Origin of the sequence: Mucilaginibacter sp. L3T2-6, from assembly GCF_030519355.1 — a bacterium.
Taxonomy (GTDB): domain Bacteria; phylum Bacteroidota; class Bacteroidia; order Sphingobacteriales; family Sphingobacteriaceae; genus Mucilaginibacter.
Genome location: NZ_JAUMKC010000005.1, coordinates 201,078 through 216,815 on the forward strand (window position 1 = coordinate 201,078; position 15,738 = coordinate 216,815).

Annotated in this window: 16 protein-coding genes; all 16 read left to right on the top strand. The window is 47.4% G+C overall.

Translation table 11 applies throughout. The annotated features are described in order from the left end of the window. Positions 1-55 precede the first annotated feature (55 nt). The 16 genes from Q3W13_RS08140 to Q3W13_RS08215 all read left to right on the top strand — a co-directional run bounded on the left by Q3W13_RS08140 (position 56) and on the right by Q3W13_RS08215 (position 15,649). The gene (locus Q3W13_RS08140; RefSeq protein WP_302862781.1) at positions 56-1,108 is read left to right on the top strand and encodes a hypothetical protein; all 1,053 of its coding nucleotides are present in this window, start codon (positions 56-58) and stop codon (positions 1,106-1,108) included. Between the two features lie 63 nt (positions 1,109-1,171). Continuing rightward, positions 1,172-2,281: a hypothetical protein gene (locus tag Q3W13_RS08145; RefSeq protein ID WP_302862782.1), complete on the top strand. Its 1,110-nt coding sequence runs from the start codon at positions 1,172-1,174 to the stop codon at positions 2,279-2,281. A gap of 77 nt (positions 2,282-2,358) precedes the next feature. Further along, positions 2,359-2,871 (top strand): phage holin family protein, encoded by a 513-nt coding sequence (locus Q3W13_RS08150; RefSeq protein ID WP_302862784.1) that lies wholly within the window; start codon positions 2,359-2,361, stop codon positions 2,869-2,871. After that, a complete protein-coding gene (locus Q3W13_RS08155; RefSeq protein WP_302862786.1) occupies positions 2,868-3,398 on the top strand; it encodes a hypothetical protein in 531 nt (176 codons plus the stop codon). Before Q3W13_RS08150 ends, Q3W13_RS08155 begins: the two co-directional genes overlap by 4 nt. A gap of 6 nt (positions 3,399-3,404) precedes the next feature. Next, entirely contained in the window at positions 3,405-3,842 is a 438-nt protein-coding gene (locus Q3W13_RS08160) for a hypothetical protein (protein ID WP_302862788.1), read from the top strand. Positions 3,843-3,913: 71 nt separating this feature from the next. Then, positions 3,914-4,372: a hypothetical protein gene (locus Q3W13_RS08165; protein WP_302862789.1), complete on the top strand. Its 459-nt coding sequence runs from the start codon at positions 3,914-3,916 to the stop codon at positions 4,370-4,372. A 69-nt stretch (positions 4,373-4,441) separates the two neighbouring features. Further along, on the top strand, positions 4,442-5,215 hold the full coding sequence (locus tag Q3W13_RS08170; RefSeq protein WP_302862790.1) for a hypothetical protein: 774 nt from the start codon (positions 4,442-4,444) through the stop codon (positions 5,213-5,215). Between the two features lie 4 nt (positions 5,216-5,219). After that, the gene (locus tag Q3W13_RS08175) at positions 5,220-5,687 is read left to right on the top strand and encodes a hypothetical protein (RefSeq protein WP_302862792.1); all 468 of its coding nucleotides are present in this window, start codon (positions 5,220-5,222) and stop codon (positions 5,685-5,687) included. A gap of 20 nt (positions 5,688-5,707) precedes the next feature. Beyond that, positions 5,708-5,905, top strand: coding sequence for a hypothetical protein (locus Q3W13_RS08180; protein ID WP_302862794.1), 198 nt, complete (start codon positions 5,708-5,710; stop codon positions 5,903-5,905). A 2-nt stretch (positions 5,906-5,907) separates the two neighbouring features. Continuing rightward, the gene (locus Q3W13_RS08185; protein ID WP_302862796.1) at positions 5,908-9,738 is read left to right on the top strand and encodes a hypothetical protein; all 3,831 of its coding nucleotides are present in this window, start codon (positions 5,908-5,910) and stop codon (positions 9,736-9,738) included. A gap of 2 nt (positions 9,739-9,740) precedes the next feature. Continuing rightward, positions 9,741-10,208: a hypothetical protein gene (locus tag Q3W13_RS08190; RefSeq protein ID WP_302862798.1), complete on the top strand. Its 468-nt coding sequence runs from the start codon at positions 9,741-9,743 to the stop codon at positions 10,206-10,208. Continuing rightward, a complete protein-coding gene (locus tag Q3W13_RS08195) occupies positions 10,205-11,602 on the top strand; it encodes a hypothetical protein (protein WP_302862800.1) in 1,398 nt (465 codons plus the stop codon). The genes Q3W13_RS08190 and Q3W13_RS08195 overlap by 4 nt, the downstream gene beginning before the upstream one ends. A gap of 1 nt (position 11,603) precedes the next feature. Continuing rightward, on the top strand, positions 11,604-12,524 hold the full coding sequence (locus Q3W13_RS08200; RefSeq protein ID WP_302862801.1) for a hypothetical protein: 921 nt from the start codon (positions 11,604-11,606) through the stop codon (positions 12,522-12,524). A 20-nt stretch (positions 12,525-12,544) separates the two neighbouring features. Continuing rightward, a complete protein-coding gene (locus tag Q3W13_RS08205) occupies positions 12,545-15,043 on the top strand; it encodes a hypothetical protein (protein ID WP_302862803.1) in 2,499 nt (832 codons plus the stop codon). A gap of 1 nt (position 15,044) precedes the next feature. Beyond that, the gene (locus Q3W13_RS08210) at positions 15,045-15,356 is read left to right on the top strand and encodes a hypothetical protein (RefSeq protein WP_302862805.1); all 312 of its coding nucleotides are present in this window, start codon (positions 15,045-15,047) and stop codon (positions 15,354-15,356) included. After that, positions 15,353-15,649: a hypothetical protein gene (locus Q3W13_RS08215; protein WP_302862806.1), complete on the top strand. Its 297-nt coding sequence runs from the start codon at positions 15,353-15,355 to the stop codon at positions 15,647-15,649. Before Q3W13_RS08210 ends, Q3W13_RS08215 begins: the two co-directional genes overlap by 4 nt. The last annotated feature ends 89 nt before the right edge of the window (positions 15,650-15,738 follow it).

Consider the following 15,738-nt stretch of genomic DNA (forward strand, 5'->3'; position numbering starts at 1 on the left):
CGCCTTTACTTTGAGGCCACAAACAACACCAACGCATTAAAAAACACGGTAGCCCATGCTCAAAACAACAAAGCGATATGTGATTAATTCCAACGCGGTAAATAACTACGGCTACCGTGTTTTAAGCGAAGGCATAGACCAAAGCCAGTACAACAATAACCGCGTTATGCTGTGGCTGCACTACCGCCCCACCGGCGCACGTAAGGACGAGGTTTTAGCCCTGGGTTACATCGATGACATACAGATCGATAAGGACGGGGTAATGTCAGGACAGCCGTACTTTGATGACGGCGATACCTTTGCCAAAAGCGTGTACGACAAATACGAGAAGGGCATTTACAATATGTTCAGCCTTTGCGCACTGCCGATGGAAGTAAGCATGGAGCCGGAAGATATGCTGCAAGGCCAAACCGGCCCTACGATCACCAAATCACTGTTAAAGGAGATCAGCGCCGTTGACATCGGTGGCAATCCTGACGCGTACGGCATAGAACTGTGCGACGAAGCTGGAAAGCTGATTAAGCTGGCCGATGGCAAATTCCCCTTTGAAATACCGACAAAACCAAAAAACGCAGATATGAAAATAACAAGCATTGCAATAGCGCCGCTATTGCCCCTTATCAAGCTTAGCGACGACCCTACCGAAAAGGAAGTGCAGCAAAAGCTTATCGAACTTATCCAGCTGGCAGACACCAATAACAAGGAACTGATTAAGCTAAAGGATGAAAAGAAAATTTCTGACGACAAGGTGATCGAGTTGACAGCCGAGTTAAGCAAGGTTAGCGAAATAAAGCTGAAAGGATTGCACGATAGCGCGGTAACAGTTGACCGTAAGCTGACCGAAGAGCAGTGGAAAGCGGTGGTTAAGCTGTCCGACGGAAACGTAGAGAAGATTGAAGCCTACCTGGCTGCTATTCCTGCAAACCCCACTATCCGCGAACTGCACGGAAAAAACACTTTGCAGTTATCAGATGAGGTAGCCGGTTTGATGAAGCTGTCCTACCAGGAACTCGACCAGCAAAATAAGCTGGTGAAACTGAAAGACCTTGACATCAACGCCTTTAAAGCCAAGTACAAGGAACGTTTCGGAAAAGACTTTAAAGACTAATCCTGACGGATTTAAAACCTCATGTAAAAGTTTATAACCCCTATTAAAATAACAAAAAACGAGATGAAAAACATCCATTTTAAACCACTTAATTTACTTTACAACATCCTGGTTGCAATAGTAATTTCATTCATTTTTAGCGTACAAATCACCTATACCGTTGGCGCTTCATTGCTATTAGGTGTAGCGCTTGGCTTTCGCAATAAAAACCAACTTTTAGGCATAGTCCGCACAGGGGTAGCTGTAGAAATTTGGGAATCTGATATAGAAGAGGCGATTTTTAAAGATAACTCTTTTATTAACCAATCTAAGGACGTAAGCGGCGATGTATTAGGCGGCGCTGTAGTTCATCACCCGCAATCAGGCGGCCCCGGTAATGTGGTTAAAAACCGTTTAAGCGTTCCGGCTGATGTTCGCAAGCGTACTGATACGATTAATACCTACGCGCTGGATGAGTACACATCTGACCCGCTTTATATCCCCAACGCTGATACTGTACAGTTAAGCTATGATAAGCGTAACAGCGCGCTGGGTGAAGATAAATTAAAGCTTCAGCAGGAAGTTGCAGAAAACATGCTTTATAACTGGAGCAATGGCATGCCAGCAGGGCGCGTATTGCGCACGCTTGGCGTTAAAGAAGATGGCACCGATGACCTTGTAGCGGCTACCGCACCAGGTGCAACCGGTCAGCGTAAAGCGACAAGGGTAACAGATTTGCAGATCGGACGGACTTTCCTTGCCAACGAAAACCGCTTTTTCTCTATGGGCATGAATGCCCTTGTCCCTTCTAACCTGCTGGCGCAGATGTTCCCGGCAAATAACCTGGTAACCACTACCGCAATGGCATCAGTGACCGAACAGGAACGCCGGAACGGATTAATGTACAAAGCGCAGGGATTTGACATCCGCGAGCGCAGTACCGTTCTTATTGTAGACGTTAACGGCAATATCAAAGCACCTGGCGCAGCTTCAGACCCTACTGATAGCGAAGGTATATTGTTATGGTGGGGCATGGCCGTAGAGCGTGCGCTTGGCGATATTAAATTCTTTGAGAAACTGGGCGACCCGCAATTTTATGGCGACATCTATTCTTTCCTTGTACGTATGGGCGGAAGCGCATGCCGTACCAACAAAGAAGGCATAATGGTTTTAGCGCCTGGTTTGACAGCATAACCCCCGATAACCCCCTCAATCAACGATAGCAGCAACCGCACCCCGGCGCGCAGCCGGGGTGCAATACCGGAAACCCAATGAAACTATTTGCAGAACGGCTTTTAAAAACATACGACTGGCACAGCGCCGAAAGCTTTTTCCATAGCCTGGCACCCTCGTTTAAATACAATGTGCATATCGGCTTACTGATCGGCAGCGCAGTGTGGGTAGATGTAGATAAGGTGTTCGGACTGGATAATGTTGGATTTGTTGGACTGGTGGCCGTGTTCATTATGGAACTGGTTACCGGCATCAGCGCCGCTATCGTGAGAAAGGAAAGCATCAGCAGCGTGAAGCTGTCGCGCTTCGGGCTTAAGCTGGCCTGTTACCTGGTGCTGATCGGGGCCAGCTATGGCCTATCAAAAAGTTTCGAGGCCCATAAAAAAACAGTAGCCGCCTGGGCGTTCGACTGGCTCAACGTGTTCCTGATCGTGCAGATAGCACTGGAGAACATTATCAGCATTCTTGAAAACCTTGCCGTTATCAGCGGCAAGGATAAGACGGCATGGATAAACAAAATTCAAAACGTATTTAAATCAACAGAGGGATGAGAAAAGCTGCATTGATTATTATCGGGTTGGCAGGTGCCGGATGCGGAAGTGTAAAGCATACCATCAATACCGATACCAGCGTAACACAGGTAACCCTGCGGAAAGCCGACAGCAGTTCTGTTACCGAAACAATTACAAAATTTTACAGCGACAGCCTGCAAGGGCAGTCGTTCATACCGGCAGACAGCCTGACCAGCGATACAGCCGGGTACATAATACACGGCCAGTCTACAGGCCTGTCGTTCTTTGAAACCCTTACGCCGTTAAAAACGGCAGGTGGCAAACTGGCCGGGTTCAAGGCCAGCTATACTGCCATCGCAAAGCCTAAAGCAATAACCAGCACCACACAGACAGAGCAGGCCGATGTCCGCGAGACGATGCAAAAGGATTCCGCCGTAAAGGTGCAATCCGCCACTACAACAAAAGCAGGGCTTAGCGTACCCTGGTGGTGCTGGTTATTAGCCGGGTTAGCCACCGTTGGTGTGGCCTGGTATCTGTTTAAAAAGTATTCACCCATAAAACTATAACACACAATGAAAAAATTACTTTTCTTTTTTGGCATAGCCTTGTTTTCGTTCACGGCTGTAAATGCGCAGTCGGTAGTTAAGCCCCTCCAAAGCGATGTAACCGTTCACAAAGCCGGGCTGGACACGGTAACTAATGCCGCCTCGGTATCGCAGGTATTGCAGATACCCGGAAACCCGGCCATCATCACCATACAGGCGGCAGTTACCAAACTGACCGGCTCGCCTGGCGGCTCCGTAAAGCTGTACGGCTCGGTAGATGGCGTCAGGTACGACTTTGCCACCACCTCGACAGATACGCTGGCGGTGGCGAACGTGGCAGGCGCACAGGTCAAGACCTGGAAGCTTACGGGTAACGCCTTTCAGTATTACAAGGCCATCTATAAGAGTAACAACAGCAGCCAAACATCCACCGTCTCCAACGCCGCGTTGATTCGCGGCAAATAACAGATAAAGCAGCAGCCTGACCTTATCACTACAATTTAACAAACTAAAAAACCTTTTAAAATACTTTTAAAATGGAATTAAAAGAAAGAGCAAAAGAGATATTCGCCAATCACTCGGCGCATGATACGGTACACTTTACCAGCGATGGCCAGCCGTTTTTTAAGCACCATGATGCGTGGAACCATTCGCATTCGCTGAAGGATAAAACCATCACCCGGATTGAAAAAGACGACATGGACAAAGCCACCAACAACCACGACGACAAAGCCGCAGCAGTCAGAAAGCTTGAGTTTGTAATTATAGGTGCTAAAACTATCTATAATAAATATCTACAAGCACTGCCAGCCAAAAAGGAAGAACTGGATAAAGCCATAGCTGCAGCCGGTGCCGAAGGTGCCGACGATAAAGCGAAAAAAGCCTCGGAAAAACTGCAAAAGGCGTATGATGAGACTGTCGCCAAATCAAACGAAGCGTTAACCAAGTTGCAAACACTCGAAGCCGAACTGGCAAAGCTGCAAGGCGCTGAATAAATACGGTAAGCCTCCACGCAATTCGTATTTGTCTTGAAATTAGTTTTTAACCCCTATTAAAAATACACAATGTCAGAAAAAAGAACTTTCGGTATAAAGTCCGTTAAGCTGGGCGATATACCTGACGACGGCACGATGTCGACCGTGTTGGCACAGCTGGCACTAACCTATAAGGATAGCGCCAGCATAAAAGAAGCCGACCCCACCACTACCGACTTTTGGGCAGAGGAAGAGGACTTCCCTATAGAATCGATAAACGAGCAGGGCGATATTATGATCGCATGGTCGATAACCGATTTGACCGATGAAACACTGGAAACGCTGAAAGCGGGTACGGTAGTAGGCGGCGGATGGGAAATGTCCCGCGTTATCGTGAATATCGAAAAAGCATTACAGATCATCAGCAAGCGCGATATACTGTTCGAAGTACCCCGCGCTAAGATAACCGCTGTAATCAATATCGATCTCGGTAAAGCAAAGATCGGCCTGGTGGACATTAAAGCCAAGGTACTGCTGCCAAAGAACCCTGTGGTAAGCCCGTTGGGCATCAAAACTTACACCGCCCCCGTAGTTGACGCAGGCGACGCGCAATCGGTAGCGGTGGCCGTTCACATTGCTACGCTTACCGGCACCGCAACGCCGTTCCGCGGCACCGCAACTTACCAATGGACAGTAAAGAGCAAGCCAAACGGTGCCGATGCGCCGGTAATGGCAACGCCTGCCGCCCTGGTAAACAATGTTACCGGCTTAACCACCGTTGGCGACTACGTGTTCACCCTCACCGCTACCGACAGCAACGGCTATTCGGCCAGCGATGATGTAACCATCACCATAACCGCGTAAGGCTGTGAAAAACATCGAACTTAACGCAGCTGAAAGGCTGCTGGACAGAGGAATAAAGGTGCCGGTAACGGCGCCTTTATTATTCCGGCTGTTTGGTAAACGCAAAATAAACGTGGTGGTGCGCATGCCATACCTCGGCACGCTGTACCGCATCAGCGCCCTGTTTTTAAGCATGGGCATCAGCGATGACCGGCTAAAGGATATGACCGGCGAAAACATACACAACCTGTTTGCGAAGCACGGTAAGACGCTGACGAAGATCGTCGCACAGGCGCTGCTTAACGGCTGGCTTACCGGCTGGCTTTTTGCCCGGCCCGTTGCAGCCTGGCTTTACTGGAGGCTGAATAACGTACAGCTGCTAACCTTAGCCGACACGCTGGTGTCGCTTACCGGCAGCGACGCTTTTACCAATACTATCAGGTTGGTGCGGATGATGAAGAGGACAGCGCCCAATCAGAGCCAAACAGCTTAGGGGAGTTAACATGCCTCGGCATGAATAGCCCCTGGGGAATCGAGATAAATATTTTAAAGGAATTGCACTGGACGCGCCACTACCTGCTGTGGCGCATACCGTGGCCGCACGTGCAGCTGATGCTGGCGGATGCGCCCCGGTTTAAAACAGGGAAAACAGAGCCGAAAGGCAGGGAACTGGAAAGCCTGGAAGATTTTGAGGACTTTTTGAAACTGTAACAATGGACGAGGAATTAGGCCCGATTAGTATAGAGTTTGTTATCAATAACAACCTGCTGAAAGCCGACGCTGCACAGGCCGAAGCCACTTTGCAGGGCGTTACCTCGCGCGTGGAAGCCGGTGCCACCAGTGCAGCCGCTGCTATTCAAAAACTCGTAAACAAAGGCGGGTTTTCTGACAGCGCCGCCGAGGTGCAGGCTTACGCAGATTCGCTGCAAGCTGCTGGAGACACCGGGCGCGTAGCTTTGAGCGGTACAGATGAACTGATACGCGCCTTAAATGCCGATTTGGAAGCCGGGGTAATTACCGCTGCGCAGTTTCAAACAGAAGTTGAAGCCATCGCCGCCGCTGAAACTTATTGGGCCGAACAAACAGCCGTTACCAATGCTGAACAGGTAGAGCAGTTGGGACTGCTTGAAGAATTGAAAGTAACGTTAACACAGTTGCAGGCGCTGAAACTTACTGCACAATCACCGCAGGACTTAAAGCGAATAAATCTTGCCATACAGGAAACCGAAGCCGAGGTGACCAAATTCTCAAACCTCGGAAAAAAAGGCTTTGATGAGTTTGGCAATAAGGTAAAGCAAAGCGCCGGTTTTGTCAATACAGCGTGGGGTGGATTAAGGAAGCTTGCGCAAATACTGCCTGGCATTGGCATTGCTGGTATTATTGCTTTTGCCACCGGCCCGGTTATCGAATGGTTGTCGGCATTATTTAAAGGACGCGATGCACTTAACCAGGTTAAGCAAAATTTACAGGCGCTAATTGATGTACAGAAACAAGCAGCAGAAATAGCCGGGAGCGGCCTTGCCAGTCTCAAATTATACTACAAAGCTGCAACAGATGTAAATTCTGCTATGGCTGACAGAATAGCCGCCGCGAACGAACTTAAAAAGCTTTACCCTGACGAGTTTGCAAACGTCTCCGAATTGGAGATAGCAAACGGTAAACTTGCTGGTAGTTACGATATGGTTACCAAAAGCATACTGGCGCAGGCACAGGCGCAGGCATCGCTTAAAAAAATAACGGAGCTAACCAGCCAAATACAGGAAATAAATTTTCAGCAAGATCAGCGCCGCGCTAAGCTGATCGACGATATAAACTCGGCAAAGCGGCGCGGGAATATTCCATCCGGCACCGGTTCGCAATCATCCATATCTGGTGGGGGCGCATCTGTGATAAGTTCAGTTATAACACTTCAAGATCAAGTTACAGGGCTTAGTGAGTATGCCACAAAAGACATAAAAGCTTTAGAGGAACAAAAAGAAGTTTACCAAAAACAGGTTGACTACCTGCTAAATGCAGCCGGTGGTGCTGCCAAAATTGCGCAGCAATTGCTTAATGGCAATAAGCTGATTTCAGACCCTTTAAAGCAATTTGATGATATAATTAAGAACGCGAACGGCCCCGCTGTTTTAGAAGTTCTTAAAAAATCACTACAGGCTAAACTGGATGCGCTTGCACCAAACGATGCACAAATAAAGATTTACCAGGATAAAATACGCAAGGTAGAGGAATTGTTAAAAGCCTATTCCCCTAAAACGACAGATGGCAAATCTGCTGAAAACGCTGCCGCTGAAGCTTTAAAAAGGCAACAAAATTTGCTACAGCAGATATTTGATGTAAATGATAGCTACAGGCGTAAGGAACTGACTGCCGACCAAATGGCGATACAGGCAGTCGTTGATAAATATGACCAACTACGCGCAAAGATTACGGAATTTAATGCCAATCCTAAGAACGTTAATAAAATCGGCGATAGCATCCTCACCCGTATAGATGCCGCTGAAAACTCGGCTGTAGATACGCAGGAGGTTCGTAATCAAAACAAGCATATCGCCGAGGATATAGAGGTTAAAAAGAAAATGTATGCCGACTATGAGGCTTATAAGGCTAAAGTAGGCAGCGATTCTGCAAATATGGAGTATGCAGACTTGTTGAAGTCGGGAAAAGACTTTGGCGATTATTTGAATACTATTTATCAAAGTGCTGATAAACTTTACCATAGCTATGCAAGCGATGTGAGCGGCGCAGCCCAGGAACGCCGCGACCTGGTGCAAAAGCAGATCGACCAAAACCGGGAAGCGCAGAAAAAGGCGCTGCAAAACTTGCTGGAAGATACAGCAACCTATGAAGAGCAGCGGCAGGCGATCTTAGAAACCGGCGCTGATGCTGAAAAGAAACTGCTGGATGCCGGGCAAAACGAACGCGCCGCACAGGTAAGGAAAAATACGCAGGATGAACTGACCGCGCTGGATGAGGCACAGGTTAAAAAGCTGGATGCTTACAAGGAACTTTTTAGCGGTGTTTATACGCTTACCCAGTCGCAAACACGCCGGGATATAGCGGCTATCCAAACTTATATTGATACCGCATTGAAAGCCGGTAAAATAACAAAAGAGGCGTACGACAAGATAAACCATGAACTAAAAAATGCAACGAATTTAGCTGATAGCGACCTTCCGGAAAAGTTTATTGAGGTGGGCAGCGCCTTGCAGCAATGGGGCAGTGAGCTGTCGTATTTTGATGATACGCTCGGCCATGTGCTGGGAACGCTGGGAAGCGTAGTATCGGGCATCGGCAGCATAAAGGGCAATCTGAATACCCTGGGCAGCGACAGCGCCACCAGTCTTTCAAAATTAAGCGCCGGGTTAGGGATCGTCGGCACGGCCATAGGCGTGGTGACTACCGTTGTGGGTTTATTCAGCAACGCCAAACAAAAGGCCGAGCAGGAACAATATAACCTCGATCTGCAAATAAAAGCCATTGAGGCGGTAAACAAGGGGCTGCAACGTCAATTAGAGTTGACTAAGCAGATTTACGGCCCGGAACGGGTTAGCGGCTACCTGAAGGCGCTGGCCGATATAGCCGCTGCGCAGGAAAAGGCCTTTAATACTTTATCCGGCAAAATACAGCTGACCGGCGACAAGCTGACCGACGAGGCCATCGGCAAATACAACAGCGGTCAGGATATATCGAATTTTTGGAAAGAGGCCATCGAGAACGGCGAGAAAACCGGCAAGGTATTTACGCTGGCCGGTAAGTCGCTGGAAGACTTGCAAAAGCTGATGGACAGCGGTAAACTGGATGCCAGCACCCAGGCGATAATACAAAGCCTGATCGACTTACAGCAGCAGGCCATCGACACGCAAAACGCGATTAAATCGGAATTTACCGGCAGCACGTTCGACGACCTGGTATCGGGTATCAAAGATTTGCTTTTCAATGTAAACGCCACCGCGCAGGATTGGGGCAACGACTTTACTAAAATCATTCATAACTCCGTAGAAAAAGGCTTTGAAACGCAGTTCATCGAAAAGCAGATGCAGGCCTTTTACGATGATTTGGCGAAGTACACGCAGGCCGATGGCGGCATATTATCGAAAGACAGCATCGCCAAGCTGCAAGCCGAATACGACAAGATAAAAGGCGACCTGCAAACCGAATTGCAGCAGGTGCAGCAGGCTACAGGCATTACTTTGTCGCCCATTGATAACACCGGTAGCACAACCAGCAGTCCTTCGGCAATATCCGGGCAAATATCCGGCATCACCGAAACGCAGGCTAACGCGCTGGAAGGTATCGGGCGCGGCATGCAGCTGTCGCTGGTAAAAAGCAATGAACTGCTGGAGGCTGGCGTAGCCAACCAGGAAGCGCAGCTGGCTGAAATGAAAAAGCAGACGCTGCTGCAAATGCAGATCGCCGCAAACACCAAACGCACAGCGGATAATACCGACGTGCTGCCGACTATGGCCAGCAGCTTAACCAGCATCGACAAGAACACAAAAGACACCAGCGGCAACATTTTACGCGCTGCCGGTATAACCAAATAACCATGAGCCAGGCAACCATAAACGGAAACGAAATTTTTACCACCTATGGCCTAACCATTATGGCAGGCATGGAAACGTTTTTGGCCTACCCGAAACGTAAGGACAGCGTGAGCCACGATTGGCCGGAAGAGGAAGGCATAGACATCGACCTTTCGGAACCGCATTTTGAGGCCCGCGAGTTTACGCTGAAGGTGCTGCTGATGGGTGCCGACCGCGCCGACTTTAAAACCAAATACTATGGCCTTTTTGCCGAGTTGAGCAGCGCCAATAACATGGAGTTGTACTTTACTGACATCGACCAAACGTTCACGGTATATTTTAAGACGCAGCAGAATGTAAGCAAGGTAAAACGCAGGTTAGACACCCAAAACGTGGGCGTAACCTTCGACCTGGTATTCGGCGAAAGCGACCCGAACGATAATATAGATGTGTTCATAGTTACTGACCTGGACGAATTTATTATCGCATGAGCCAGCAGATCACCATATACAGGTACAATAACAACATCATTGTTGCGGTAGTTGACCCGGACGACCGCAGCGCCCAGGACATCGGTATTATGCGCGGTGATACCGTTACGCTTACGTTTACCAGCTATGAGTTCTTTGATTTCAAGATCGGCGATTACTGCACTATATACGGCAATAAATACCGGCTTAACCGCGATGCAGTGTGGTCAAGAAATTGGAAGCGCAGCTATAGCTATACGCTGACACTGGAAGGCCAGTATTTTCAGCTGGTTAGGGCGCAGTACCTGACCCTGAATGCCAATAACAATTTTACGGAAGGCAAATTTACACTGCGCGCCAAACCTGCTGATTTTTTGGATTTGGTGGTAAGGAACATGAACCGCGTTTTTCCGTCAGAGAACTGGCAGGCCGGTTTTGTGATAGATGCCGATTTTCAGCAATTGGACTTTGCCGGTGAGACCTGTTTACAGGCGCTCACCAAAATAGCCGAGGCCTTCGGTACCGAGTTTTTGATCAGCGGAAACAAGATCAGTCTGATAACCTTACAACCAGCCACTGGCGTAGTGCTGGAATATGGCAAAGGCAAAGCGCTGTACAATGTCACCAAAAACAACCAGGATAACTACACCGGCATAATTACCCGCCTGTACGCCTATGGCAGCAGCAAGAATTTGGGCGACAACTACCGAAGCGGCGCGCCGAGCCTGCGCATGGCCGACAGCCTGTACATTGAGCGCAGCATAGCGGCTTATGGCGTGTACGAAGGCACCATCTATTTTGATGGCAGCAACGGCACGCAGGAGATATACCCGCACCGCACCGGCGTAGTGAGCGCCGTTAGCGCCAATGATACGTTTATCGATTCGGCTATCGACTTTGATGTAAACACCCAGCTGATACCCGGCGTGACCGCAAAGCTAACCTTTAACACTGGCCTGCTTGCCGGAACGATTTTCGAGATACACAGCTTTGACAACGCAACAAAAACGTTTGTCATCAACCCGAACACCAGCAGCCAAACCATTACGCTGCCAAACGACGACCTGCGACCGGCTGTAGGCGACACCTATGTACTTACCGACATTATTATGCCTTTAAGCTACGTTACCGCCGCCGAAGCCGAATTGAAGCTGGCCGCGCAAAAGTACCTGGCTGCAAGGCCCGGCCCGGTATTTACCGTGGCCTGTAACCCGCGTTACTTTAAAGCCAACAACCCGCCGCTGCAATTGGGCGGCAGCCTGGTGCTTTTAATGGCCGATGCCAATATCAATCGCCCTATCAGGCTGATGGGTTATAACCGCAGCCTGCGTAATCCTTATTTGTTCAACTCGCTCACGCTGGCCGACACGGTAGTGCCGCAGGTGCCTGCTGTAAAGCTTTTAAATAGTATTTAAAATGGTTAAAAAACGCATCAACCAATTACCCGTTTTAGGCCGCGAACCGGCAGCTGGCGACCTTGTACATGTATGGGACGGACAGTTAGGAAAAAGCACGCAGGTTGATGTAACTGACCTGCCGGGCGGTGGCGGTGGTGGCGGCGGCTCATACGTGGCCGTGTCTGCCGTATTTATGGTAACCACCGGATTTGCCGGGCTTAGCTACGATGCAGGAACCGGCGCTACCACCATTAAGGACGAACGACTGCTGAATAAAACGGATTACCCGGTAAGTACCGACCAGTTCGGTGGGGGCGACTTTCATTTGTCGGCGTTGACCTATAACCCTGTTGACCCTGACGACGATACAAAAGGCAGCGTGGTGATTGCAGGGTTCCAGCTGGATGACGCAGCACACATCACGATCATTGTGAACGGCTCACGCGATGCGTCCGGCGACAGTGAATATAACCAGCTGCTGGCGGATGTGGCGCTGCTGAAGCTGGTTTGCGCGCCGTTGCTAACTACCGCGCTCGGCGCAAACGGCGGCAGGGTATGGTGGACAGGCGCTCTTGCCGACATACCAGCCGGATGGGCGCGCGACACAGATTGGCAGGGCGTAGTGCCAGTAGCCCTCGACCCTGACGACGACGACTTTAAAACAATGGGCGCTGCTGCGGGAAGTAAAACGCACACTAACACGCTGGAAGAAATGGTTCCGCATACGCATGATGTGGATATTCCGAGCCGTGATTTTGCAAACGCCGCTGATAACGGCCCCGACCTGACATCTGACCCGGCTATCATTGGAACTCACCGGACATTTACAAGTAATCCGACAGGCGGATATGACCCCGGCACAGGAAAAGTGGCGAAGCCTTACAGCATCATGAACCCCTACAAAGTAGGCTGCTGGATAAAATTTATTGGAATAGTTTAAAATTAATACCCCTATAAAAAATGAAACGATTAATTAATTTGATTTTACTGTGCTGCCTCACGATAACGGCATTTGCACAGCAGAAAGCGCCGGTCGACAGGTCGATAGCTAACCAGGTAGTCGCCGATCGGCAGCTATTAGCGCGTTATTTTTTTAATATACCGCGCGGTGATGCGCCTGGTTTTCCTTCGGATGTTCCCGATAGTTTAAAGAACGGCGCACTGTATAACAGAACAGGCAGCACAGCGCCGGGCCTTTATCGTTACAGTACATCATGCAGCTGCTGGACGTTGGTATCACCGCCACAGGGCGCAATTGCTTATGTTGACAGTTTGTTTAATCAATTATTTCACGGCAATAATGACTATTACGGCGTAAATAATTTTCACGCGCCTACTTACATAGTTGGATCTACACTCGGAATACAACCGGGGGCAAATTTGGGATTTTTATCTTCATTATCAACGACACATGGACATTGGCAATGGACATCAAGTGACATTTCACCAAATACAAGTAGTTTAGAGGCAACATTTTGGAATACATCTGGTACACCGCTTAGCGGGCTAAAATTTTTGCCGGATAATAATGGTAGTATAAAAGATTATGCGGGTATACGATTTGCAAAAATCACTGATTTAGATGCTGATAGTGCTTATAACGCAAGTACTTACATTAAAGTATCGCAAATAAACGTTCCGAACGGTGTTGCCCCTTTGGACGGTGGTGGTAAAGTACCGCTCGCTAATCTTCCGGCGAATATTTTAATTTATAAAGGGCAATGGAACCCAAACACTAATACGCCAACACTTGCGGACGGAGTTGGAACATCCGGGTGGGTGTATGAGGCTTCGGCTGACGGTAATATAAATTTAGGCAGCGGAACGCTTAGATTTTTACAGGGAGACTTCGTTATTTACAATGGCACTGCATGGCAACTTTCGGCTGGTACTAACAGAGTAACTTCTGTTAATGGACAACAAGGCATAGTGGCGTTGAACACAGATAACATTTCGGAAGGGACTACTAATTTATATTTTACGAACAGTAGGGCGCAGGCTGCTATAACCGCGGGTGCAGGGATTACAAAATCTGTCGGAACCTTATCAAATAACTTAAGCACTGGTATAGCATCAAGCAATCAAAATATCATAGGCAGCACGTTAGCGTCAGGAAGTTTAACATTGTCTACTACTTCAAATGCTACAAAAGGAAAAATATTCTTTGGAGCCAATTCGATTTTTAATGAGGCAACTACACACATGGGTATAGGGTTAGGGTCAGGTTCAGAACTAACTATATTAGACGGTTCTTTAGCTACAGTAAATACCCAAATACAAGCTACTCAAACATCTGGTACATCTGCCGTTATTGCCGGGGTTGCGGATGGAGTCATAAATCCTCGTATAGGCCTTATAGCTGATTTACCACACAATCTTGTAGGTATAACTTCAACTTACTCTACTGGTGGACACCCGAACTTTATAATAGCCAACAGCAATGGCGAGGGAATAAGGATGACAAATGCGTTAAGCTGGGGTATAGGCACTAAAAATCCAAACGCTAAACTTGAAATTACGAATTTAACCGAGCAGTTACGATTAGGTTCTGATAGTACTCATTTTGTTAAATTTTCAGTAGGCAGTTTGGGTAACTTAACACTTACGCCCATTGGCGGCAGTCTGAATCTTGTCGGAACAATGAATGTTTCAACCTTAACAGCTTCTAAGCCAGTATTCACGGACGGAAGTAAAAATTTAACATCTACAGGGCCTGGCCCATCGACTTCATTTATAAAAGCTGACGGAAGTTTTGATGCGACAAGCTACGTACCTACAATAAGAACAATATCAACAGGTTATGGATTAAATGGAGGCGGTAATCTTTCAAGCAATCTGACACTGACAGCAGATACAACTAAATTAGTAAGCCAAAGTAGATTAGCTACTAACTTAGGTGGCTACTTACCTGTTAATAACCCATCGGCATTAGGATTGCTAAAAGTTACAAGTACCACAGGTGATAATTTTAGACCGGGTTATGATGGAAGCAATTATCTGTCAGTATCTACAAATAACGTAGGATATACTTTGATTCGTCCTGTAGGAACTTCACCAGTTTTAGCCCTGGGCTCTTCTACCAGTGATATAATTATCGTTCCTACACTCGACGCGACAGTATATAATAATCAGGTAGCAAGTACAGCATATGTTTATTACGCATTAAAAAAAATAATAAATACTGCGACAGATGCTGATTATGGTATAACTGGCTCGTCTGTAAATTTATCTCAGTTCATAGAATTTCCAGCTATAACTGCTAACAGAAATATAACTATGCCGTCGACATCTGTATGGACAGGAGTAACTATTAGTTTGTGGAATAAAAACAGTTCAGGGTTCAGTTGGCTTTTTACTGGAGCTACAGTAAAAGACAAAACAGGTGCGACAGTAACGACGCTGCCTAATTCTACTATTTATCAGCTTATATATAACGGCTCTAATTGGATAGTTCAATAGCATGAAACAACTCATTATAACAGCAATGCTGGTAATAGTTACCGGCTTCGCATTTGGTCAAAAATCAGTTAACAAAAAGGAAGTAAAGGTTGACAGTACATGGAAGCATGTGACGTCGTCTACAAATAAATATTTATTAGTCGAAACGACTTTATATAAGCCGAAATACTTGATAGTAACTGGAGTACAGCCAACCCCAACCATGGAAATATCAGTAGCTGACAGCACTGGTACATACACAGTTAAATTCAAAAAATCAGCTGTTAAATTTATTAATGACAGCACGTTCACTTTTAAAATACCAAAACAATGAAATATATTATTTTAATTGCTCTTACCCTGACAGTCTCGGTATGTTTCGCCCAAGAATCAGTTAAAAAAGACACCGTAAAAAAACAGCCGGTAAAGTTACATTATGAATATTTTGTAAAGGTTCCTGCCAACATCTATTACCAAGTTGTTAATACCGTCCACAGTTACCGGGACATTTTGATTTATGACCCAAACACCGACAGCAACAGTAAGTTAAACAACCAGGCCGCTATTGATAAGGCTATGGTTCAGTTGCGGGCGCTACCTGTGGATAGTGCGGTTGTTAAAAAATAAGGCAACTATGAAAGCGCAAAAACTAACGCCTAACCAGGCGAAAATAATCGAGGAAATTAACCGGCTTATTGTCCTAAATGACAAAAAGC

Excerpts from the sequence above, each read along its gene's own strand:
- Q3W13_RS08140 (WP_302862781.1), top strand. The coding sequence starts at position 56 with ATGCTCAAAACAACAAAGCGATATGTGATTAATTCCAACGCGGTAAAT.
- Q3W13_RS08145 (WP_302862782.1), top strand. The coding sequence starts at position 1,172 with ATGAAAAACATCCATTTTAAACCACTTAATTTACTTTACAACATCCTG.
- Q3W13_RS08150 (WP_302862784.1), top strand. The coding sequence starts at position 2,359 with ATGAAACTATTTGCAGAACGGCTTTTAAAAACATACGACTGGCACAGC.
- Q3W13_RS08155 (WP_302862786.1), top strand. The coding sequence starts at position 2,868 with ATGAGAAAAGCTGCATTGATTATTATCGGGTTGGCAGGTGCCGGATGC.
- Q3W13_RS08160 (WP_302862788.1), top strand. The coding sequence starts at position 3,405 with ATGAAAAAATTACTTTTCTTTTTTGGCATAGCCTTGTTTTCGTTCACG.
- Q3W13_RS08165 (WP_302862789.1), top strand. The coding sequence starts at position 3,914 with ATGGAATTAAAAGAAAGAGCAAAAGAGATATTCGCCAATCACTCGGCG.
- Q3W13_RS08170 (WP_302862790.1), top strand. The coding sequence starts at position 4,442 with ATGTCAGAAAAAAGAACTTTCGGTATAAAGTCCGTTAAGCTGGGCGAT.
- Q3W13_RS08180 (WP_302862794.1), top strand. The coding sequence starts at position 5,708 with ATGAATAGCCCCTGGGGAATCGAGATAAATATTTTAAAGGAATTGCAC.
- Q3W13_RS08185 (WP_302862796.1), top strand. The coding sequence starts at position 5,908 with ATGGACGAGGAATTAGGCCCGATTAGTATAGAGTTTGTTATCAATAAC.
- Q3W13_RS08190 (WP_302862798.1), top strand. The coding sequence starts at position 9,741 with ATGAGCCAGGCAACCATAAACGGAAACGAAATTTTTACCACCTATGGC.
- Q3W13_RS08195 (WP_302862800.1), top strand. The coding sequence starts at position 10,205 with ATGAGCCAGCAGATCACCATATACAGGTACAATAACAACATCATTGTT.
- Q3W13_RS08200 (WP_302862801.1), top strand. The coding sequence starts at position 11,604 with ATGGTTAAAAAACGCATCAACCAATTACCCGTTTTAGGCCGCGAACCG.
- Q3W13_RS08205 (WP_302862803.1), top strand. The coding sequence starts at position 12,545 with ATGAAACGATTAATTAATTTGATTTTACTGTGCTGCCTCACGATAACG.
- Q3W13_RS08210 (WP_302862805.1), top strand. The coding sequence starts at position 15,045 with ATGAAACAACTCATTATAACAGCAATGCTGGTAATAGTTACCGGCTTC.
- Q3W13_RS08215 (WP_302862806.1), top strand. The coding sequence starts at position 15,353 with ATGAAATATATTATTTTAATTGCTCTTACCCTGACAGTCTCGGTATGT.